This window comes from Pseudonocardia sp. DR1-2 (assembly GCF_023717215.1).
Lineage (GTDB): Bacteria > Actinomycetota > Actinomycetes > Mycobacteriales > Pseudonocardiaceae > Pseudonocardia > Pseudonocardia alni.
The window spans coordinates 166,439-185,641 of sequence record NZ_JAMQOF010000004.1 but is presented as its reverse complement, the minus strand read 5'-3'; the positions used below and the strand labels follow the sequence as shown (position 1 = coordinate 185,641).

General features: G+C 76.4%; 20 protein-coding genes. 14 read left to right on the top strand and 6 right to left on the bottom strand.

Annotation, left to right across the window (positions count from 1 at the left end; all coding sequences use genetic code 11):
* Positions 1 to 5: 5 nt before the first annotated feature.
* The 3 genes from ND486_RS13070 to ND486_RS13060 are packed head-to-tail and all read right to left on the bottom strand — an operon-like array spanning position 6 to position 2,846.
* A complete protein-coding gene (locus tag ND486_RS13070) occupies positions 6 to 743 on the bottom strand; it encodes a tyrosine-protein phosphatase (protein ID WP_251784575.1) in 738 nt (245 codons plus the stop codon).
* Positions 740 to 1,837, bottom strand: a complete 1,098-nt coding sequence (locus ND486_RS13065) for an HAD family hydrolase (RefSeq protein WP_251784574.1) — start codon at positions 1,835 to 1,837, stop codon at positions 740 to 742. Before ND486_RS13065 ends, ND486_RS13070 begins: the two co-directional genes overlap by 4 nt.
* A gap of 10 nt (positions 1,838 to 1,847) precedes the next feature.
* Positions 1,848 to 2,846, bottom strand: coding sequence for a hypothetical protein (locus ND486_RS13060; protein ID WP_251784573.1), 999 nt, complete (start codon positions 2,844 to 2,846; stop codon positions 1,848 to 1,850).
* A gap of 229 nt (positions 2,847 to 3,075) precedes the next feature.
* Between ND486_RS13060 and ND486_RS13055 the strand changes: the two genes are divergently transcribed.
* From ND486_RS13055 to ND486_RS29085, 8 genes are all read left to right on the top strand, one after another.
* Positions 3,076 to 3,369, top strand: coding sequence for a EutN/CcmL family microcompartment protein (locus ND486_RS13055; RefSeq protein ID WP_226356115.1), 294 nt, complete (start codon positions 3,076 to 3,078; stop codon positions 3,367 to 3,369).
* 53 nt (positions 3,370 to 3,422) lie between these two features.
* Positions 3,423 to 3,746, top strand: coding sequence for a BMC domain-containing protein (locus ND486_RS13050; protein ID WP_208825827.1), 324 nt, complete (start codon positions 3,423 to 3,425; stop codon positions 3,744 to 3,746).
* A 99-nt stretch (positions 3,747 to 3,845) separates the two neighbouring features.
* Positions 3,846 to 5,255, top strand: coding sequence for an aldehyde dehydrogenase family protein (locus ND486_RS13045; RefSeq protein WP_251784572.1), 1,410 nt, complete (start codon positions 3,846 to 3,848; stop codon positions 5,253 to 5,255).
* Between the two features lie 2 nt (positions 5,256 to 5,257).
* Complete coding sequence (eutJ, locus tag ND486_RS13040; RefSeq protein WP_251784571.1) at positions 5,258 to 6,187, top strand: ethanolamine utilization protein EutJ; 930 nt, start codon at positions 5,258 to 5,260, stop codon at positions 6,185 to 6,187.
* Positions 6,184 to 6,819 carry a BMC domain-containing protein gene (locus tag ND486_RS13035; protein ID WP_208825822.1) on the top strand — a complete coding sequence of 212 codons (636 nt, stop codon included), beginning with the start codon at positions 6,184 to 6,186 and terminating at the stop codon, positions 6,817 to 6,819. The genes eutJ and ND486_RS13035 overlap by 4 nt, the downstream gene beginning before the upstream one ends.
* Positions 6,816 to 8,225 (top strand): malate dehydrogenase, encoded by a 1,410-nt coding sequence (locus tag ND486_RS13030; RefSeq protein ID WP_251784570.1) that lies wholly within the window; start codon positions 6,816 to 6,818, stop codon positions 8,223 to 8,225. The genes ND486_RS13035 and ND486_RS13030 overlap by 4 nt, the downstream gene beginning before the upstream one ends.
* Positions 8,226 to 8,229: 4 nt before the next feature.
* Complete coding sequence (locus tag ND486_RS29740; RefSeq protein WP_251784569.1) at positions 8,230 to 9,261, top strand: alcohol dehydrogenase catalytic domain-containing protein; 1,032 nt, start codon at positions 8,230 to 8,232, stop codon at positions 9,259 to 9,261.
* 14 nt (positions 9,262 to 9,275) lie between these two features.
* Complete coding sequence (locus ND486_RS29085; RefSeq protein ID WP_285898646.1) at positions 9,276 to 11,444, top strand: helix-turn-helix domain-containing protein; 2,169 nt, start codon at positions 9,276 to 9,278, stop codon at positions 11,442 to 11,444.
* A gap of 27 nt (positions 11,445 to 11,471) precedes the next feature.
* On the opposite strand, the gene ND486_RS13010 is transcribed toward ND486_RS29085, so the two are convergent.
* Positions 11,472 to 11,783 (bottom strand): BMC domain-containing protein, encoded by a 312-nt coding sequence (locus tag ND486_RS13010; protein ID WP_251784568.1) that lies wholly within the window; start codon positions 11,781 to 11,783, stop codon positions 11,472 to 11,474.
* 794 nt (positions 11,784 to 12,577) lie between these two features.
* Here ND486_RS13010 and ND486_RS13005 point away from each other — a divergent pair.
* Together ND486_RS13005 and ND486_RS13000 are read left to right on the top strand one after the other, a co-directional pair.
* Positions 12,578 to 12,802, top strand: a complete 225-nt coding sequence (locus ND486_RS13005; protein WP_145983302.1) for a hypothetical protein — start codon at positions 12,578 to 12,580, stop codon at positions 12,800 to 12,802.
* Between the two features lie 356 nt (positions 12,803 to 13,158).
* Entirely contained in the window at positions 13,159 to 13,647 is a 489-nt protein-coding gene (locus tag ND486_RS13000; protein WP_251784567.1) for a GAF domain-containing protein, read from the top strand.
* 46 nt (positions 13,648 to 13,693) lie between these two features.
* Here ND486_RS13000 and ND486_RS12995 read toward each other — a convergent pair whose 3' ends face one another.
* Complete coding sequence (locus ND486_RS12995; RefSeq protein ID WP_251784566.1) at positions 13,694 to 13,882, bottom strand: hypothetical protein; 189 nt, start codon at positions 13,880 to 13,882, stop codon at positions 13,694 to 13,696.
* 288 nt (positions 13,883 to 14,170) lie between these two features.
* On the opposite strand from ND486_RS12995, the gene ND486_RS12990 reads away from it, so the two are divergent.
* Together ND486_RS12990 and ND486_RS12985 are read left to right on the top strand one after the other, a co-directional pair.
* A complete protein-coding gene (locus tag ND486_RS12990) occupies positions 14,171 to 15,061 on the top strand; it encodes a universal stress protein (RefSeq protein WP_251784565.1) in 891 nt (296 codons plus the stop codon).
* The gene (locus ND486_RS12985; protein WP_251784564.1) at positions 15,058 to 15,981 is read left to right on the top strand and encodes a universal stress protein; all 924 of its coding nucleotides are present in this window, start codon (positions 15,058 to 15,060) and stop codon (positions 15,979 to 15,981) included. The genes ND486_RS12990 and ND486_RS12985 overlap by 4 nt, the downstream gene beginning before the upstream one ends.
* A gap of 51 nt (positions 15,982 to 16,032) precedes the next feature.
* Here the strand turns inward: ND486_RS12985 and ND486_RS12980 are convergent, their stop codons facing one another.
* Positions 16,033 to 17,022: a nitroreductase family protein gene (locus ND486_RS12980; protein WP_251784563.1), complete on the bottom strand. Its 990-nt coding sequence runs from the start codon at positions 17,020 to 17,022 to the stop codon at positions 16,033 to 16,035.
* A 191-nt stretch (positions 17,023 to 17,213) separates the two neighbouring features.
* Between ND486_RS12980 and ND486_RS12975 the strand changes: the two genes are divergently transcribed.
* Entirely contained in the window at positions 17,214 to 18,275 is a 1,062-nt protein-coding gene (locus tag ND486_RS12975; RefSeq protein ID WP_308215843.1) for a DUF4389 domain-containing protein, read from the top strand.
* Complete coding sequence (locus tag ND486_RS12970) at positions 18,272 to 19,201, top strand: universal stress protein (protein ID WP_251784562.1); 930 nt, start codon at positions 18,272 to 18,274, stop codon at positions 19,199 to 19,201. The genes ND486_RS12975 and ND486_RS12970 overlap by 4 nt, the downstream gene beginning before the upstream one ends.
* Positions 19,202 to 19,203: the final 2 nt, after the last annotated feature.

The window sequence follows — 19,203 nt, the reverse complement described above, 5'->3', positions numbered from 1 at the left end:
CCCGGTCAGCGGCCGGCGGGCACCAGGAGTCCGTCGCGGAGCTGCCGCGGCACGGACGCGGCGATCCCGCGTCGTCGCGCCCAGCCGTGGGCGCCGCCGTGGTCGCGGTCGAGCGCGGCCAGGAACCCGCGGATCGTGTACTCGCGTGCCTCGTAGACCGCGGGCGGGACGACGTCGATGTGGTCGCGGTAGCGCGGCCAGGTGCGGAAGCGCTCCACGATCCGCACCATGTTGGGCCCCGAGCGCAGGTAGTCGACGACGATCTCGTCGTCGTCGACGCCGAGCAGCCGCAGCAGGAGCGCGGTGACCAGGCCCGTCCGGTCCTTGCCCGCCGCGCAGTGCAGCAGGGTCGGGCGCCCGGCCAGCGCCGCGACCACCCGCACCACCGTCGCCAGCGGCGACGCCGGTGACGACAGGTGCTCCAGGGAGAACGACAGCGACTGCTCGTGGGCGGGCAGGTCCGAGACCGGGAGGTCGAGCAGGGGCGCGTTGAGGTAGCCGACCGGCCGCAGGGCGAGTGGCCCGCGACCCTCCTCGACGGCCTCGGTCCCGCTCCGCAGATCGACGACCAGCTCCAGCCCGAGGCCGGACACCAGGTGGTCGACGTCGGCGGGGGAGAGCGCCTGCAGGGTGTCGCTGCGGAACAGGGCGCCGGGCCGGACCCGCAGGTCCGGCCCGGCACGCAGCCCACCGAGATCGCGGAAGTTGTAGACGCCGTCCATCCCGCGGGGCGGGGTCGTCATCCGCGCACCACCCGCCGCACGGCGTCGAGCAGCTCCCGCCCGGCGACCGGGCCCGGCGGACCGGGAGGCGACGCGGCCGGGGGACCGGAGCCGGGCCCGGGGCCGGGAGGGGTCTCGGTGGCCGGTGCGGCCCCGGCCGGCGGAGCGAGCCCTGCCACGGCGGTCCGGCGCCGGTCCCGGCGCACCCGGGCCGCGCTGCGCAGCGGCACCCGGAGCGGGTCGCCGCCGCAACCGCACCCGCAGTCCCCGTCCCCGGCCGCCGCGTCCCGCACCGGTGGGCCGGCGTCGTCGGACGGCTCCGGAGCGGAGCCGGAGCGAGGAGGGGTCGCGCAGGCGGGGGCCGTGCCGCCGGCCGGGACCGCGCAGGCGCCCCCCGGGGGGAGCGCGGCGGCGTCGCCGAGCAGGTGCGCCGTGATCTCCTGCGGCCACAGCGCGACGAACTCCGCCCCGGCGGCGAGCAGCTCGTCGGGGGAGTGCATCCCCCACGCCACGCCCACCGCGCGGATGCCGACCTCGACGGCGTCGCGGACGTCGCCCGCGGTGTCGGTGACCAGCACCGTGCTGGTGAGGTCGGGGGTCTGCAGGCGGCCGCCCTCGTCGTAGTCGGCGGAGCAGCGGCGACCGTAGGAGTTCGCGGCGTCGGCGAGGAAGGTGCGCATGGCGGTGCGCTTGTCGGGGGTGACGTCGCCCCCGAACACGTGGGCGAAGCAGTACGCCAGGTCGTTGCCGGTGAGCACCCGTCGCATGACCTGCATCGCGTTGGACGACATCACCGCGAGCGTGCAGTGCCCGGCGAGCCGCCGGACGACGTCGGCGACCCCCGGGACCAGCGGCGGGTCGTACTCCTCGCGCAGCAGGGTGAGGAAGGCGTTCTTCACCTCCGCCGCGTGGGCCTCGTCGCGGCAGAGCTTCGCGATCGAGTCGTAGACGTTGCCGCGGAAGAGGTCGAAGTACTGCTCGGGTCCGTCCACCCCCAGCCCGAACCGGTCGTTGATCGTCGAGAACACCGTCCAGGAGGCGATGCGGGTCTGGACCAGCGTCCCGTCGAGGTCGAACAGCACGGCCTCGACCGGACGCGGGGGCGTGGGGCTCACGGTCGCGGCCTCACTTCGGGTCGTGGACCCTGTCGTACACGGCGCCGAGCTCGCCCATGCCGACGAAGTCCATGCACTCGCCGTAGGCGGTGCGGCCGTCGAGGTCCCAGCGCAGCAGGGCGTTGTGCCCGACGACGCCGGGCTGGGACTGCCACGGGAACGTGGTCAGGGCGTGGCCCTCAGCGTTCCAGACCGTGTCGGCGGTGTCGGTGACGCTGATCGAGATCTGTTCCGGGTAGAGGTGCGAGCGCTTCGTGACGCCGCCGCCGGCCTTCAGGCCGCGCAGCTCACCGTTCTCGACGACGTAGCCGTGGGTCAGGCGCAGCGGCGACTCGCCGTCCGGGCCGTTGTCGGTGGAGAAGTCGAACAGGCCGTGCAGCACCAGGTCGGTCCCGGCGTGGGCGTGCATCCAGCTCAGCCGCGAGGTCTGACGCTCGGCACGCACCCCCCAGCTGTGGTCCATCGTGGACACGCAGTCGATCGGGGTCGTGATCCCGCGGAGCCGGATCTCGCCCTCGTAGTGCCCGGACTGGTCGAAGTGGCCGGCGTAGGCGTGGCCCCAGGTCTTGGCCATGTCCTTGCCCGCGGCCAGCGGGTCCATGTCCGGGTCGTTGATGTCGTAGGGCTCGTGCAGGGCGGTGTAGCGGAACCGGATCTCCAGGTCGGCGGCCGGGTCGGAATAGGAGACGTCCCAGATCCGGTTCGGGTCGGTCGCGACGACCTTCAGGCCGTTGGCCAGCTCGTAGTCGAGCAGGTTCGACGGCTGCGGCACGACCAGGTGCTCCCAGGCGTCCCAGTAGTCGGCCTCCCAGGGGGCCCGCACGCGGCGGCTGTTCACCGAGACGGTGGAGCCCACCACGCCCAGCGGCTCGCGGAACAGCCCGTAGAGGCCGATGTTCATCGGCCGGTCGGTGTCCTGGCCCGCGTAGAGGCCGAAGTAGTTGGTCTCGGCCCAGAGCGGGTCGTCGCTGGTCGGCGGGTGGAACTGTGCGTCCTCGGGGCGGATCACCGATGAACCTCCTGGCGCGCGGGGGCCCGGGGCGGCCGGGCCGTGGTCTATGTCCTGCACGCTCCCGCGGTGCTCCCGGTCCGGCCACGGCGCCGAAGGACAACGGCCGCCGGTCACGTTGTCCGGAACGGATAAGGCTGCGGGGATCGTGCCGGTCCTACTGTCCCGGCAACGGTGGTCCGGCTCGCGCCGAGGCCACCCGGCTTCTACCGACGGAGGTGGTCCGGGCATGCAGCTGGCCAAGGTGCTCGGCCAGGTCGTCTCGACGATCAAGGGCCCCGGACTCGAGCGGTTCACCCTCCTGCTGGTGCAGGAGGCCGACTCCGACGACCCGGAGCGCGACGGCGGAGCCGTGTTCGTCGCGGTGGACACCGTCGGTGCCGGGGTCGGCGAGATCGTGCTGGTCTGCGCGGGCGGAGCCGCCCGGGTGGCGGCCGGCCCCGACGTCCCCACCGACCGGGCGGTCGTCGGCATCGCCGACACCGTCGTGCGGGTCGGCAGCGTGACCTACCAGAAGACATGACGACGGTCGCCGATCCGGCACCGTCGGCACCACACCGGCATCAGGAGGAAGACATGGCTCCGACGACTGGAACCCCGGCCGTCCCGGCCCTGCGCGGCGCGCTGGGACTCATCGAGACCAAGGGGCTGGTCGGTGCGATCGAGGCGGCCGACGCGATGGTGAAGGCCGCCAACGTGCAGGTGCTCGGCCACCGCGAGATCGGCGGCGGTCTCGTGACGATCATGGTCCGTGGCGACGTCGGCGCGGTGAAGGCCGCCACCGACGCGGGCGCCGTGGCCGCGGGCAAGGCGGGCGAGGTCGTCTCGGTGCACGTGATCCCGCGACCGCACGACGAGACCGAGAGCATCCTCGCCGTCCTCACCCGGCCCAAGGGCTGACCGGCCCCACCCCGGGCCGGGCCCGCCCCGCACCGGTGCACGCCTGACGTGCAGCGGCGACCGGGCGTGCCCACCCACGACAGAGACGGAGGTGTGGGGATGACCGCGACAGCGCCCGCCGACCCGCGCGGGCTCGACGCCGACCTGGCGGGACTCGCCGACGTCCGCGCCAAGGCCCGCGCGGCGAGGGCGGCCTTCGACGCGATGGAGGGGACCGACCAGGAGACCCTCGACCGCTACGTCCGGGCGATGGCACGGGCGGGCACGAAGGCCGCCGAGGAGCTGGCCCGGCTCGCCGTCGACGAGACCGGCTACGGCGTCTACGAGCACAAGATCTACAAGAACCGCTACAACACCGGCTTCGTCGCCAAGTGGATGCTGGAGCGCCGCGCCGTCGGCGTGCTCTGGGTCGACGACGAGGCCCGGGTGACCGCGGTCGGGTCCCCGATGGGCGTCATCGCCGGGATCATCCCGGTCACCAACCCCACCTCGACCGCACTGTTCAAGTGCCTGGCCGCGGTGAAGTCGGGCAACGCGATCGTGCACGCCCCGCACCCGCGGGCCGCCCGCTGCACCCTGCGCGCGGTCGAGATCATGGCCGAGGCCGCCGTCGAGGCGGGCGCCCCGGAGGGGCTGGTCTCCTGCCTGGAGCACCCCACCCTGCCCGCCACCGCGGAGCTCATGCGGCGTCCGGAGATCGCGCTCGTCATGGCCACCGGCGGGCCGGGCATGGTGCGCGCGGCCTACTCCAGCGGCAAGCCGACGATCGCCGTCGGGGCGGGCAACGTCCCCGCCTACGTCGGGGCGAGCGTCGCCGACCCGGCCGAGGCCGCCGAGATGATCATCACCTCGAAGTCGTTCGACAACGGCACGGCGTGCGTGGCCGAGCAGTCGGTCGTCGTCGTCGAGGCGGTGGCGCCGGCCTTCCTGGCCGCGTTCGAGCAGCGAGGCGCCTACTGGATGAACGCCCCCCAGCAGGCCGCGCTGGCCCGGGTGCTGTTCGACGAGCGCGGCGCGATGCGCCCGGCCTCGGTCGGGCAGACCGCGATCCGCCTCGCCGAGACGGCGGGGTTCGCCGTGCCGTCGTCGACCCGGGTGCTGGCCTGCGAGCTCGACACGGTCGGGGTGGACACCCCGCTGTCGCGGGAGATCCTCGGCCCGGTCCTGTCGGTCTACCGCGCCGCCGATCGCGACGCCGGGTGGCGCCGCTGCCGGGAGATCCTGGCGCTCGACGGCGAGGGGCACACGGCCGCCGTGCACGCCTCGGACCCGGAGGAGATCGCCCCGTTCGGTGCGTTGCCCGCGGGCCGGATCGTGATCAACACCCCGGCGCTGTTCGGCGGGATGGGCTACTCCACCGACGTCGACCCCTCCTTCCAGCTCGGCACCGGCAGCTGGAGCGGGTCGATCTGCTCGGACAACGTGACCCCGCTGCACCTGATCAACATCAAGCGGATCGCGCACGAGGTGCGTCCGTGGCGCACCGTCTACGACCCGGTGGAGCTGTAGCCGTGGCGACCGCGACCGCGGGTCGCCGCCCGGGACGCCGGCGTCCGGCGCGCGCCGCCGAGACGCGCCGGACGCCGGACCAGCTGCTCACCGCGGCGGCCGCCACCGCCGGGTCGGTGGCCCGCGACGGCGCCCCCGACGGGCCCGCGGCCGCCGCGCTGGCCGCCGCGGCCTCCCTGCGGGCCGGGGTCGACCTCGGGACGGCGAGCTGTGTGCTCGTGGTCCTCGCGGTCGCCCCGGACGGCACCGAGCACCCCGTGTGGATCGACGCGTCCCCGTCGGGTGCGCTGGCCGACGGCGTCGTCGTCGACTTCGCCCGCGCCACCGCGACCGTCCGCCGCCTGCGGGAACGGGCCGAGGCCGGGCTCGGCGTCGGGCTGGGTGCCGGCGTACCGGTCGCGACGGCCCACCCGCCGTGCATCCCGGCCGCCGACGCGAAGGCCTGCAGCTATGTCTGCGAGACCGCCGGGTTCGACCGGGTCGCGCTCGTCGACGAGGTCGCGGCGGCGCAGCGCACGCTCGGGATCCGCGACGGCGTCGTCGTCGACGTCGGCGGCGGCTCGACCGGGGTCGGGGTCTACCGCGACGGCGCCCTGGTCGCGCTCGACGACCGCGCCGGCGGTGGCCACCACCTCGACCTGATGCTGGCCGGGGGCCTGGGCATCGCCGTCGAGGAGGCCGAGCCCTACAAGCGGGCCCATCCGGACGAGGCGTTCCCTCTCCTGGTCCCGGGGCTGCAACGCATCGCGGAGAACGTCCGCGCGCTGACCGTGGGCGCCGAGGACCTGCCGCTGCACCTGGCGGGCGGCGCCCTGATGATCGCCGGTGCGCAGCGCGTACTGGCCACGTACCTGGAGCGAACCGTCGTGACCCATCCGCACGCCCTGCTCATCACCCCGATCGGCATCGCCCGTGCGGAGGTGCCCGCATGAGCAACGCGAGCCCGACCCTGCGCACCTACGCCTTCGTCGACCGGATGCAGCCCCAGTGCGCGGCGCACATCGCCGCGACCAGCCCCGGCGACGTCCCGCTCGCGGGGATGGCCGAGCTCTACATCGAGATGGCCCCCGGGAACGAGGTGTTCCGGGCCGCCGACATCGCGCTCAAGGCGGCCGGTGTCCGCCCGGCCCTGCAGATCATCGAGCGCGAGTTCGGGCTGCTGGAGATCCACTCCGAGCAGCAGGCCGAGGTGCTCGCCTCCGGGCAGGCGATCCTGGACGAGCTCGGGATGACCGAGGCCGACCGGATCCGGCCGACGATCGCCTCCACCCAGTTCATCACCAACGTGCACCCCTACCAGGCGCAGCTGCTCAACAAGTGGCGCAAGGGCTCCATGCTGATGCCGGGCCAGAGCCTGTTCGTCATGGAGGTCGCACCCGCCGCCTACATCGCGGTGGCCGCCAACGAGGCGGAGAAGGCCGCGAACATCACCGTCATCGAGCTGCGCGCGGTGGGCCGGTTCGGCCGGATGTTCCTGTCCGGGACCGAGAGCGAGGTGCAGTCGGCCCGCGACGCGGCGGTCGCCGCGCTGGAGGGCGTCCACGGCCGGGAGGTCACGCGATGAGCGTCATCGGAGCGGCGCAGGTCGACGACGCCGTGGGAGGGGTGCTGCGGGTCGCGGCCCGCGACGTCGTCACCCCGCTCGCCCGGGAACGTGCGCGCGAGCTCGGGGTGGACATCGTGTCCGGCCCCGCCGCGCCCACCCCCACGGCCGCGCCCACCCCCACGGCCGCGCCCGCACCCGCCGCGGACCCCGCCCGGTCCTCGGCCACCACGACGCCCCCGTCCGCCGTGCGCGGCGGGGGTCCGCCCCCGCCGCCCCGCCCGATCGCCTCGGTGCCGCCCCCTGCGCCACGCCCGGTCACCCCGGCGCCGTCCCCGGTCGGCCCGGTCCCGTCGGCCGCCGCCGTCGCCCAGCTCCGGGGCGCCGCGCCGCCGCCGGTGCGTCCGCCCTCGGGCGCGCTCCACCGGCGCGGTGCCCCGCTCCCCGCCGCGGTGCGGCCCGGCGGCCCCGGTGGGGGACGCGGGGCGACGCGCACCGGCCGGGTGGTCGTCGTCGGTGCGGGCAACGTCGGCATGATCGCCGCGATGCGGCTCGCCGACGCCGACGTCTTCGCCGAGGTCGTGCTCGTCGACATCGACGCCGGCCGGGCCGCGGGCGTCGCGCTGGACCTCACCCACACCGCCGCGCTGTCCGGGTTCGACACCCGGGTCCGCGGCGTCGGCACGGTCGAGGAGGCCGGCCCGGCCGACTACGTGGTCGTCACCGCGGGCCGGCCGCGCACTCCCGGGATGAGCCGGTCGGACCTGATCAGCACGAACGCCGCCATCGTCGGCGACGTCGCCGCGCGGGTGGCGGCGACCTCGCCGGGTGCGGTGATCGTCGTCGTCACCAACCCGCTCGACGAGATGACCCAGCACGCCTGGAAGGCCTCCGGGTTCCCGTCGGAGCGGGTCCTCGGCATGGCCGGGGTGCTCGACACCGCCCGGTTCCAGGCGCTCACCGCGCTGACCGGTGTGGCCCGGGCCGACCGGATCGAGGCCTGGGCCCTGGGCAGCCACGGCGAGGAGATGGTCATCCCGCTGTCGCGGGCCACCGCGGACGGGCGGCCGCTCGCCGCGGCGGTCCCGGCAGCCGAGCTCGACGCGATCGTCACGCGCGCCCGGGGATCGGGCGGCGAGGTGGTCGGGCTGCTGCAGAAGGGCAGCGCCTTCCTGGCGCCCGGTCTGTCGGCGGCCCGCATGGTGCTGGCGATGGTCGCCGACTCCGGGGAGGTCATGCCCGCCGCGGTGCTCGCCGACGGCAGCTACGGCATCCGCGGGGTCTACGTCGGGCTCCCGGCCCGGCTGGGCCGCGGCGGCCTGACCGAGATCGTGACGATCGACCTGCAGCCGGCCGAGCTGGAGGCGCTGGCCGAGGCCGCGGCCCGGATCCGCGAGCGGCTCGCCGACCTGGCCGAGGCGGCCTGACGTCGTGCGCGCGGTGACCTACGCCGGCGACGGCGCGGTGCGTGTCGCGCAGGTTCCCGACCCCCGGATCGAGCAGCCGACCGACGCGGTCGTCGAGGTCCGCAGATCGGCGGTCTGCGGGACGGACCTGCACCTCCTCGCGCACGACGAAGGGCTGCCCGCCGGCTCGGTGCTCGGCCACGAGTTCGTCGGGCAGGTCGTGGAGACCGGCACCGCGGTGCGCGGGCACCGCGTCGGCGACCTCGTCGTCGGAGCCGACTTCGTCGCCTGCGGCACCTGCTGGTGGTGCCGGCGGGGTGACCACTGGGAGTGCGCGGAGCGGCGGTTCTTCGGCACCGGGACCGCGTTCGGCCCGCCGCTGGCCGGCACACAGGCGGAGCTGGTCCGGGTGCCGCACGCCGACACCGTGCTCCGGACCGTCCCCGACGGGGTGTCCCTCGACGCGGCCGTGTTCCTCGGCGACACCCTCGCGACCGGCTACGCGGCGGTGCGCCGCGCCGACCTGCAGCCCGGCGACACCGTCGCGGTGGTCGGCGGTGGCCCGGTCGGCCAGCTGACGGCGCTGGCAGCGCAGGCCTGCGGCGCCGGAGCGGTGCTGCTCGTCGAGCCGGTCGCGTCCCGCCGCGCGGTCGCGGGCCGGGAGGGCTCGGTCGCCGTCGCCCCGGAGGAGGCGGTCACGGCGGCACACGGGCTGACCGACGGGCGGGGCGCCGACGTCGTCGTCGACGCGATCGGTGGCCCGCGCGGGCTCGGCACGGCGTTCGGGCTGGTGCGCCGCCGCGGAACCGTCGTGTCGGTCGGCGTGCACGACGGTACCTGGGAGCTGCCCGCCGGACGGGCCTTCGCCGACGAGCTCACGCTCCGGTTCGCGATCGGCGACCTGATGCGCGACGGCGACCGGCTTCTCGCCCTCGTCCGTTGCGGCGCAGTCGATCCGACGGTCCTCGTGGAGGACCGGGTGTCCCTGACCGACGCACCGGACGCCTATCAGCGGATGTCACAGCGACGTACGCTGAAGTCGCTGATCGTGTTCTGACGGCTGGGGGTGGGATGACGACACTCGACCGGGTCGGAGCGACGACGGGCGTCGACGCCCTCGGCAGGCTCCTGGGCACCGTCCCGCCGTCCCCGGACGCGGCCGCCGAGCTCCTGGTCGGCGCGGCGACCCTGCTGGCAGGCACCTCGATGACCGTCGCGGCCTGGCGGGACGGGCGGTGGCAGGTGCTCGCCGGCTCCGGGGTCGGGATGGCGGGTCTCCCGCCGGGCGGCCCGTCGGCGGCCGAGGCCCGGTCCGGCCGGATCGTCGGGCCGGACGGTGCCGCCGCGCTGTGCTGGGACCCCGAGGTCCGGCTCGCCCCCGGGCCCGTCGGGCTCCTCGGGCAGGCCCGGGTGTGGATGTCGCTGCAGCTGGCCGGGGCGCGCGCCGAGGACGAGGAGTACGCGGCGACGGTCGAGGCCGACGCGGTCCGCGAGGTGTCGCGGCGGCTGCTGTCGGTCCGCGACCTCGACCAGGTCCTGCTCACGGTCTCCGAGCAGACACTGCGCCTGCTCGAGTCCGACATCTGCGGGGTGATGCTCCGCGAGGGCGACGTCGTGCGGATGCGCGCCTGCGTCGGCAACCGGGCGACACAGACCGCGCGGCTGACGATGCGCCGCGGTCAGGGCGTCGCCGGGCTGGTGTTCCTCACCGGTGAGCCCGCCAGGATCGACTCCTACCTCGACGACGAGACGATCAGCGACGACTTCAACTCCCTCGCCGAACGGGAGGAGACCCGGTCGGCACTCGCCGTCCCGCTGCAGCTGCAGGGGGAGTTCCTCGGCGTCCTGGAGGTGTGGCGGCGCCGGCACTCGGTGTTCACCGACCGCGACATGCGCCGGATGGTCACCCTCGCCGACTTCGCGACGATCGCCATCGACAACGCCCGTCTGCACGACGAGCAGGTGGCCGCCGCGGCCGAGCTGAGCCGGGCCCACGAGGCGCTGCAGAACCAGCACACGCTGCTCGACCGGGCGTCGCGGCTGCAGCAGGAGCTGCTGCGCATCGTCGTCGGCGGTGGCGGTCTGCCCGCGGTCACCCGGACCGTCGCGACCGAGCTGGGCTGCGAGGTCGCGGTCTACGGCCCCGACGGTGCGCGGGTGGCGGGTCACCGGGCCCGGGACCTGGTCTCCCGGCTGCCCGCGTCGGTGCCGACCCGCGGCGGGGAGATCGTGCCGACGCCGGAGGACCGGACCTCGCTGGCGCACCCCGTCTACGCCGACGGCGACCAGGTCGGCCAGGTGCTGTTCGCCCGGTGCGGACCGTCGCAGGACCTCCTGGCGGCCGTCGCCGGTCAGGTGGCGATGGCCTGCTCGCTGGCGCTGATGCGGGAACGGGCGGTGGGCCGGGCCCGGGCCGAGGCCGCCGAACAGGTGCTCTGGGACCTGCTGCAGGGCTCGGTCGAGCACCGGCTCGCCGCGCGTACCCGCGCCCAGCACCTCGGCATCACCCTGACCGGGGGGTTGCGGGTGCTGCACGGCCGGATCGAGAACGTCGAGGTCCTCACCGCCCAGCACGGTTGGGACACCTCGCAGGTCGACCGGGTCCGGCGCCGGGTGCTGCGGATCGTCCGCACCCTGCACGGCCGCGGCCTGTCCCTGGCCAGCCTGCGGGGCGACCTGCTCGTGGCGGTCGCCGCCGACCTGGACCGCATCGGCGCGAAGAACCTGGTGAACGCGTTCTCCGGGGCCGTGCACTCCGAGCTCCCGGAGCTGCGCCTGCGGTGGGGGATCAGCCGCGAGTACCACGAGGCCGTCGACCTGCCGAGCGCGTTGAACGAGGCCCGCACCGCGCTGTCGGCCGCCAAGCGCTTCGGCGGGCAGGACGTGTTCCTGTACGAGGAGCTGGGCATCGTGCGGCTGCTGCTCGGCTCGGGCGACGACCCCGACCTGCAGACCTTCGTCGACGAGGTGACGGGCCCGCTGCTGGACTACGACCGCGACAACGACGGCTCGCTGATCCGCACGCTGCGCGCCTTCTTCGACGCCGACTGCTCCCAGAAGCTGGCCGCGGACCGGCTGTTCGTCCACCACAAGACCCTGCGCTACCGGCTGGAGCGGATCCGGAAGCTGACCGGCCTGGACCTGGGGCGCCACGAGGACCGGATGCGCGCGGACTTCGCGTTGCGGCTGCTGCAGGTCACCCGGCACGACGACCCGGAGGACACCGACCCGGGCCGCTGACCCGGGCCGCCGCCGGGGCCCGCCCGCTCAGGTGGTGCGGGTGGGCTGCACGGCCTCGCCGATGACGCCCTCGGTGTCCTCGTGCGGGCGCGGGATGACGTGGCTGCTGTACAGCTCGCCGACCCGGGCCGCCGCGGCCGTCCCGGCCGCCACCGCGGCGTTCACGGCGCCGACGTCGCCCCGGACCAGCACCGAGACCTGGCCGTTGCGCAGGGTCCGGTACCCCTCGACGTCCACGTTGGCGGCCTTCACCATCGCGTCCGCCGCCTCGATCGCCCCGACCAGGCCCCTGGTCTCGACCATCCCGAGGGCGCCACCGGCCCGTCGTGCGTCCGACATGGAGCCGTCTCCTCTCGAGCGGGACACCGACGCCTGCGTCGGCCCGACCCACGGTAGGTCCGTCCGGCGGGGGGCACGCTGTCCCGCCCGGACAACGGGACCGGCGGGGGTTGTCCCCGGTGGAGGGTTCCGGGCCGACGCCACCGCGCCCGGGCCTTTCGGCCCTTCGCCTCCCCGCCGCCCACGAGCACCATGGAGGCCTCGGGGGGATGCCGTCCACCCGCCGCTGGGGAGCAGGCGGGTGGGCGAGGGCCGGGGCCGGCCACGCTCAGGGAGCGTGGCCGGCCCCGGTGGTCCCCCGAGAGCGCCGGGGAACGGTTCTCTCGGATTCCGAGAATGCAGCACGGCGTGAGGTATGTGTTCCGTGCAAGCCGGTCGTGACGATTCTCCGGCGACATTGCTCCGGAAGGCCCTCGAATCCGCATGCCCGGTCCCAGGACCCTCGAGCGAGACGTGCCGGTCACGGAGCCGGAACCTGTGCTGGGAGCCACCGACATGCCGGACGACGACAGGAGACCGCCGACCGGGCGCCGTCGGGCGGGCGCACCGGCCGGGTCCGTGACATGACCGGGCCGCCACGACGGTCTCCGCGGAGGCGACAGGTCCCGGACCTGCGTCTCGTGGCCGGGGGCCGCTCGGCCGTGCCGGGGCCCGCCCCGGCCCCCGGCACGGGCCCCGGAGCCGTCGCCGCCGGGCATCGTCGGACGACCCCGCGGCCGCTCGCCGCCCGGCCCCTCGCGGTGGTGCGCCCCGGCCCGGCCCCGCCGGGACGGATCGGCACCACCACGGACGACATGTCCGGTGCCGACGCGACACTCGACGCGCACCTGGGATGGACGCTGTACCGGGTGCTCGACGGGCTGCGGTTCCCGGTGCCACGCTGGCGCGTCCTCGCACAGGCCGACGCCTGGGGGGTCGGCGGCAGCCTCCGGCTCTGGCTGACCGACCTCCCCGAGGGCAGCTACGCCGGCGTCCACACCGTCGTCGCGGAGATCCGCCGGAGCCGGCGGACCTCCTGACGGCCGAGGGGACGGCCCCGGTGCGCGGCTCCCCGGCGCATCGGGGCGCATCCCGTCCGATCCCCGGCCACCGGTCCCGCACCGTTCGAGGAACGCGCGGCCGAGCTCGGCGGCCGGGTCGACCTGGACGTCCCGCACGGCGGGGGCCCGGCTGCGGTGGCCGGTCCCGCTGCGGGCCCCGTCGGTGCCGGGCCCCGGGCCCCGACCGGTAACGGAGCGGCGGCCCACGCCGAGTCCGTGTCGGAGACGACGGTGGGGGGCGGGGTGTGACGAGGTCCTGCGCGGCCGGGCGAGACGTGTCGAACCCGGCGAGGGGGTGGCTGCGGGCCCAGCTCGACCGCGAGGTCGACTGTTCCGTGCGGACGCTGCTCGGCGCGATGACCGAGCGGCTGTCGATCGCGGCCGGCAGCGCCGCGACGTTACGGAGGCTCTCCGCGGACGGCGAGTGCCTGTCGCCCGTCGCCGCCCACCACCCCGACCCGGGGATGACCGCGGCCATGACCGCGATCATGGAGGAGACGGCCCCTCGCGCCCGGTCGGGGCTGTGGCGACCGGTCGTCGAGGAGCGCCGCGCCGTCCGCTACCGCGTCGACTCCGGGAGCACGCCCGCCGAGGCGTCCGACGAGCAGGCCCGATTCCTCGACCGCTTCCCGGTCACGGCGGTGCTCGGCGTCCCGGTGGAGCACGACGGACGGCTGCTGGGCGGGACGGCACTCGTGCGCTACTCCGTCCCACGCCCGTTCGACGACGCGGACGAAGCCCTGCTGGTCGACTTCGCCGCCCGCGCCGGTGTCGTGCTGGCGATGCTGGAGGAGCACACGACCCTCCACACCCCCGACGGCTGAGACCGCCGGGCCGGCGACGGCCGCACGACCCGCGCGCCGCCCCCGGTCAGGCCGCCGCAGGCGGGGCCTGCGGGGGTGCACCGACCCGGCCGATGTGGACCCCGGCGTGGTCGACAACCTCACCACCGTCGCGCACCCGGCCGATGCGGACGCCGGCGTCGTCCAGGACGGCCCCGTCGGCACGCGCACGGCCGAGCCGCACACCCCCGACATCGACCACGGTTCGACCCTCCACCGTCCGCTCCCTCCTTCCGTACCCCGGACCGGGGCACCGCGGTGGTTCCGCGTCCGTCGACGATGACACCGGTGCCGACCCGTGCGGCAGGGTCGTTGGGCCCGGCCGCCCGGGCCCGTGGTGACCGGTGCGGTGACGTCGGCGGCGCCCCGGACCGCAGGCGTCCCGACGGCTCGGCCCGGCGCGACCGTCCGTCGGGCGCGACCTCCGGCCCGGCCGCGGGGGCCCTTCGGCCGGGGCGCGGACGGCGGGCAGCGGTCCAGCGTGGGGGACGAGGGAGGGAGCCCGATGAACGATGCGAACGAGTCCCCCGAGGTGGTCGGTGTCGACGGGTCGGAGTCCGCGCTGAGGGCGGTGCGGTGGGCGGCCCGGGACGCGGCCGCGGCCGGACGCCCCCTGCGCCTGGTCGCGGTGAGTACGGACCCGCCGCCGCTCGCCGACGCCGGACCCGAGGTGTGGGCCGAGCTGAGGGCGGCCACCGTCGCGGCGGCCGAGGACCACCTCCGGGCGGCGGCCGCGGCGGTGGCGCCGCTCCTGCCCCCCGAGCGGGTCGGGACCGTCGTCCGGGACGGGAGACCCGCCGCGGTGCTCGCCGACGAGTCACGGCACGCCGCGGTCGTCGTGGTCGGCAACCGCGGACGAGGTGGCTTCCGCGGTCTGCTGCTGGGGTCGACGGGTGTCGCACTGACCGCGTCGGCGCACTGCCCGCTCGTCGTCGTACGGGGGAACGAGGCCGCCGACGGCCCTGTCGTCGTCGGGGTGGACGGGTCGGACGGCTCCGAGGCGGCACTCGCCTACGCCGTCGAGACGGCCGCGCAGCGGCGGACCGCACTGGTCGCCGTACGGGCCTGGGGCGAGCCGGCCATGGACCCGGCGGTCGCGGTGCTGCTCGACACGGTGGAGCTGCGCCGCGCGCAGGCCGAGGAGCTGGAGCAGGCGGTGGCGGCGCTGCGCGAGAAGTACCCGGACGTACCGGTCACGACGCACGTGACCCACGGGTCGGCCGCGGCGGCCCTGAAGGGGGCCTCGGCCGAGGCGGGGATGGTCGTCGTCGGTGCGCGTGGACGGGGAGGTCTCGCCGGTCTCGTCCTGGGCTCGGTCGCCCAGTCCCTGGTGCACCACGCCGCCTGCCCGGTGGCCGTCGTCCGTCCCGAGGTCTCCCGGCGGGTGGCGGGATGACGGGCCCGGCGACGGCCGGCCCCCGCGTCCTGGTCGGGTTCGACGGGTCGCCTGCCGCGATCGCCGCACTGGGGGTGGCCGCCGACCTGCTGCCCGGCGCCGACGCGACCGTGCTGCACCTGTGGACGCCCCCCTTCGCCGGGGACGTCCTGCGACGCCGGCTCGCCGACCGGGCCCGCACCGTCGACGAGCTGATGGAGCTCGTCGAGCAGGAGGGTGCCGCCGAGGCCGAACGGGTGGCACGGCTCGGCTGCGTCGTCGCCCGGGCGGAGGGGTGGACGGCCACGGCACGGGTGGCGCGCAGCTACGGCGGCGACGGCCTACGCTTCGCGGCCGTGGCCCAGGAGAGCGGTGCGGACCTGGTGCTCGTCGGGGCCCGTGGCCTGAGCGGCGTCTCCGCGGTACTGGACAGCACGACCGACCTCGTCGTCCAGCACAGCCCCGTGCCGGTGCTCGTCGTGCCGTTCCCGATGCTCGTCGACGAACGTGAGCGGGCCCGGACGGGGCCGGTGGTCGTCGGGTGGGACGGGTCGCCGGGGGCGGCACAGGCGTGGCACGAGGCCGATGCGCTGCTCCCCGGACGGTCCCGGGTCGCCGTCGTCGTCGGCGACGACGATCGGGGCGCGGTGCCGCTCGACGACGACGGCCGCGGGGTGGCCCTGCGGCGGGTGCCGGCCCCGCACCCGGTGCCCGGCCCGGCGCGGGCGACCGCGCGCGCCCTGGCCGAGGCGGCCCGCCGGGAGGCGGCGTCGGTCGTCGTGGTGGGGTCCCGGGGGCGGTCCACCTGGCGGACGGAGCTGCTCGGAAGCACGGCGCTGGCCGTGCTGCGGCGTACCCACGTCCCGGTGCTGGTGGTTCCGGCGGCGGCCCGGGTCACCCGCGGTGCCGAGCCGGTCGGGTCGGGCGCGGAGAGCGGCTGAGCCGCCCGGCCCGGCCCGGCCCCGCCGTGGCCGGGCCGGGCGGGCGCGGGGTCAGGGCCGGGGCGTCCCCCGCCGGTCGACCTGGTCGACGAGTGCCCGGCGGGGGGTCGCCGGCGGGGGAGCGGCGACGCTCGGCCAGCCCACGCGCAGGACGACCTGCGGCGACAGCGAGCCGCCGAGCACGCGCTCGGCCACCGCCTCGGTGGTCCGCGCGACCTCCAGCGGCTCCGTGAGCGGGCACGTGGCGAGTCCGAGCTCCGTCGCCTGGAGCAGGACCGCGCTGAGCGCCTCACCGGCCCGCAGCCGCGCGAGCCGGTCGTCGGAGGACGTGCCGAGCACGAGCAGCGTCGCGCCGTCCTCCCCGTGCGGCGCCGGGGGGAGCTCGGCCCCGGCGAACCGGCGGTGCGGCAGACCCGCACCGGGCCCCGACGGCACCGGTACGTTCGCGGCCGGGACGCCGTCGTCGGTGACACGGCGGCCGGACCACAGCCCGAGCTCGAGGTCGTAGCCGGGCGTGGCGTCGTGCGTGGTCGCGGCCTCCCGGAAGGCGTCGGCCAGCGCCCGCCGCGCGCCGGGATCGTCGACCGGGCGCAGCACGGCGCCGCAGCCGGACGCCCGCCGGCACAGGAGGTCGAGCTGGGCGTCGGTGAGCGGCCAGTCGGTGAAGCGCCGCCGGTCGGTGCGCCGGGCCGGGATCGCCGCCGCGGTGTCGACCGCGGCGGGATCGGGGCTGCGCGTCCCGCCGGTGACGTGCACGGCGGCCACGACCTCAGGGCGCCCGGCGTACGGGAGACGGGTGACGGTGCACCGCAGGCCCAGGCCGGCGAGCGCCACCGTGAGGTGGTGCAGCGCGGCGCCGCAGCTCAGCAGCATGTCCCGGCCGTCGGCGTCGGCCGAGCCCAGCCGGCGTGTCGCGTCGGCCTCGAGCTCGATCCCCGTGTCGTCCCACCGCCAGCGCCAGGGCTGGGTGTTGTGCACGGACGGGGCACGGGCGGCCAGCGTGAGGGCGGCGCGCAACGTTCCGGGGTCGATGGGGGACATGGCAGGCCTTCCGTCGGTGCTCCCCTCCGGGAGCCGTACCCGCCATCCCCCCACCGCCCGGGGCCCGGCGGCAGGGCCACCCCGACCCGGGGACCGCCGCCGTCGGTCACCACGATCGCGGGACCGAGGACCCACCCGCGGCGGGTCGCGCTGCCCTGACCGGCGACCGGGCGGGAGCGGACCCTCACGCCATGACGACTTCGACGCCCGTTCCCGCCCGCGGTGAGGACTCCCCGGTGCGGATCCAGGCCCGCACCGACGAGCACCTGTCCCGCGGCCTGTGGTTGGTCAAGTGGTTGCTGCTGGTCCCGCACCTGGTGGTGCTCGGCGTGCTCGGCGTCGCGTTCTGGGTGCTGACCGTGGTGGCCCTGTTCGCGGTCCTGGTCACCGGCCGGTACCCGCGGACGATGTTCGCCTACAACGTCGGCGTCCTGCGCTGGGGGTGGCGGGTCACCTGGTACGGCTACGGCGGGCTCGGCACCGACCGGTACCCGCGGTTCGCGCTCGACGACCGTCCGGACGACGCGGCGCGGTTGGACATCGCCTATCCGGGGCGGCTGTCCCGCGGGCTGGTCCTGGTGAAGTGGTGGCTGCTGGCGCTGCCGCACTACCTCGTGCTGGCGCTGCTCGTCGGCGCCGGCGGCACGATCGTGGGCCGTGTCGGCGGGGGCGGGGCCTTCGGCACCGAGGGCGGCGGGCTGCTGTCGCTGCTGGTGCTGTTCGTCGGGGTCCTGCTGCTGTTCACCGGGCGCTACCCGGCCGGTCTGCTGGACCTGGTGACCGGCATCGACCGCTGGGTGCTGCGGGTCGTCGCCTACGCGGCGCTGATGACCGACAGCTACCCGCCGATGCGGCTCGACCAGGGCCCGCAGGACCCGGCCGGACCGTTGCCCGGTGACGGGCCGGACCGGACCACGGCCGCCCCGGCCGCCGGGGCCGCGGAGGGCAGGGGCGGACAGGCCCTGCTCACCCGCCACGAGGCGCCCCCGGCGCGGGTCGCGGCGGCGCCGCTCGCGCCGCCGCCGGCCGGGCGTGCGGTGCTGCTGACCGCCGGGGCCTGGGCCCTGCTGCTCGGGCTCGCGGGGGGTGTCGCCGGTGTCGTCGACACCACGGGCACCGGATCCGTGACCGGCGCGACCGGTCCGGGCGCGACGGCCGTCGCGCTGGTCGCGGGAGGTGTCCTGGCCCTGGCCGGGGCGGTCCTCATCGCCGTCGGCGCCCGCCCGGTCGGCGGGGAGGGCGGGCGACGATGACCGGTGCGGAGCCGGCGGGGTCCGGCCCGCCCCCGGCCCCCGGTGCCGCGGCCGGAGGGCCCGTCGTCGCCGCCGTCGACGGCTCGGACTCCTCCTACGCCGCCGCGGGGTGGGCCACCGGGGAGGCCGCGTGCCGGCAGGTCCCGCTGCTGCTGGTGGCCGCCGTGCCCTGGACGACGTTCCTGCCGGTCGGGCTCCCGCATCTCGGCGAGGAGTACGGCCGCGACGCCATGGTCCGGCACGCCGAACGGTGCCTGGAGCAGGCGGCCGGACCGGCCCGCCGGGCCCTCGGCCCCGAACGGGTCGGCTCCGAGGTGCGGGGCGGCTCCGCGGCGGAGGTGCTGTGGGAGGTGTCCGGCACCGCGGGCCTGCTGGTGCTCGGCAGCCGTGGTCGCGGCGGGTTCGCCACCCTGCTCGCCGGGTCGGTCGCGGTCGCCGCGGCCGCGACCGCGCAGTGCCCCGTCGTGGTGCACCGGGCACCGGGCGACCCGGGCGGCCCGGTCGTCGTCGGGGTGCACGACGTCACCGGCCCCGCGCTCGGCTTCGCCGTGGAGCACGCGCTGGCGCACCGGGCGCCGCTGGTCGCGGTGCACGCCTGGTTCGACCACGACATGGACCCCTACACCGCGGAGCTGCTCGCCCGCGACGGCAGGCAGGCCGCCGCCCTGGACGCGGCGGCCGACCGGGTCCGCACCGCGCTCGCGCCGTGGCGGTCCCGGTACCCGGAGCTCGACGCCCGGGAACGGGTCCTGCTGGACAACCCGGCCGGGGCGCTGGTCGGGGAGTCCCCGCGGGCCCGGCTGGTCGTCGTCGGGACGCACGGGCGGGGCCCGCTGTCCGGCGCCCTCCTCGGGTCCACCGGTCAGGCGGTCCTGCGGCACGCCGGGTGCCCGGTGGCGGTCGTCGGAGCGCCGGGGACCCGATGACC

Excerpts from the sequence above, each read along its gene's own strand:
- ND486_RS12985 (WP_251784564.1), top strand. The coding sequence starts at position 15,058 with ATGACGGGCCCGGCGACGGCCGGCCCCCGCGTCCTGGTCGGGTTCGAC.
- ND486_RS13045 (WP_251784572.1), top strand. The coding sequence starts at position 3,846 with ATGACCGCGACAGCGCCCGCCGACCCGCGCGGGCTCGACGCCGACCTG.
- ND486_RS12990 (WP_251784565.1), top strand. The coding sequence starts at position 14,171 with ATGAACGATGCGAACGAGTCCCCCGAGGTGGTCGGTGTCGACGGGTCG.
- ND486_RS29085 (WP_285898646.1), top strand. The coding sequence starts at position 9,276 with ATGACGACACTCGACCGGGTCGGAGCGACGACGGGCGTCGACGCCCTC.
- ND486_RS13010 (WP_251784568.1), bottom strand. The coding sequence starts at position 11,783 with ATGTCGGACGCACGACGGGCCGGTGGCGCCCTCGGGATGGTCGAGACC.
- ND486_RS13055 (WP_226356115.1), top strand. The coding sequence starts at position 3,076 with ATGCAGCTGGCCAAGGTGCTCGGCCAGGTCGTCTCGACGATCAAGGGC.
- ND486_RS12980 (WP_251784563.1), bottom strand. The coding sequence starts at position 17,022 with ATGTCCCCCATCGACCCCGGAACGTTGCGCGCCGCCCTCACGCTGGCC.
- ND486_RS12970 (WP_251784562.1), top strand. The coding sequence starts at position 18,272 with ATGACCGGTGCGGAGCCGGCGGGGTCCGGCCCGCCCCCGGCCCCCGGT.
- ND486_RS12975 (WP_308215843.1), top strand. The coding sequence starts at position 17,214 with ATGACGACTTCGACGCCCGTTCCCGCCCGCGGTGAGGACTCCCCGGTG.
- ND486_RS13035 (WP_208825822.1), top strand. The coding sequence starts at position 6,184 with ATGAGCAACGCGAGCCCGACCCTGCGCACCTACGCCTTCGTCGACCGG.
- ND486_RS13030 (WP_251784570.1), top strand. The coding sequence starts at position 6,816 with ATGAGCGTCATCGGAGCGGCGCAGGTCGACGACGCCGTGGGAGGGGTG.
- ND486_RS13050 (WP_208825827.1), top strand. The coding sequence starts at position 3,423 with ATGGCTCCGACGACTGGAACCCCGGCCGTCCCGGCCCTGCGCGGCGCG.
- ND486_RS13005 (WP_145983302.1), top strand. The coding sequence starts at position 12,578 with ATGTCCGGTGCCGACGCGACACTCGACGCGCACCTGGGATGGACGCTG.
- ND486_RS13070 (WP_251784575.1), bottom strand. The coding sequence starts at position 743 with ATGACGACCCCGCCCCGCGGGATGGACGGCGTCTACAACTTCCGCGAT.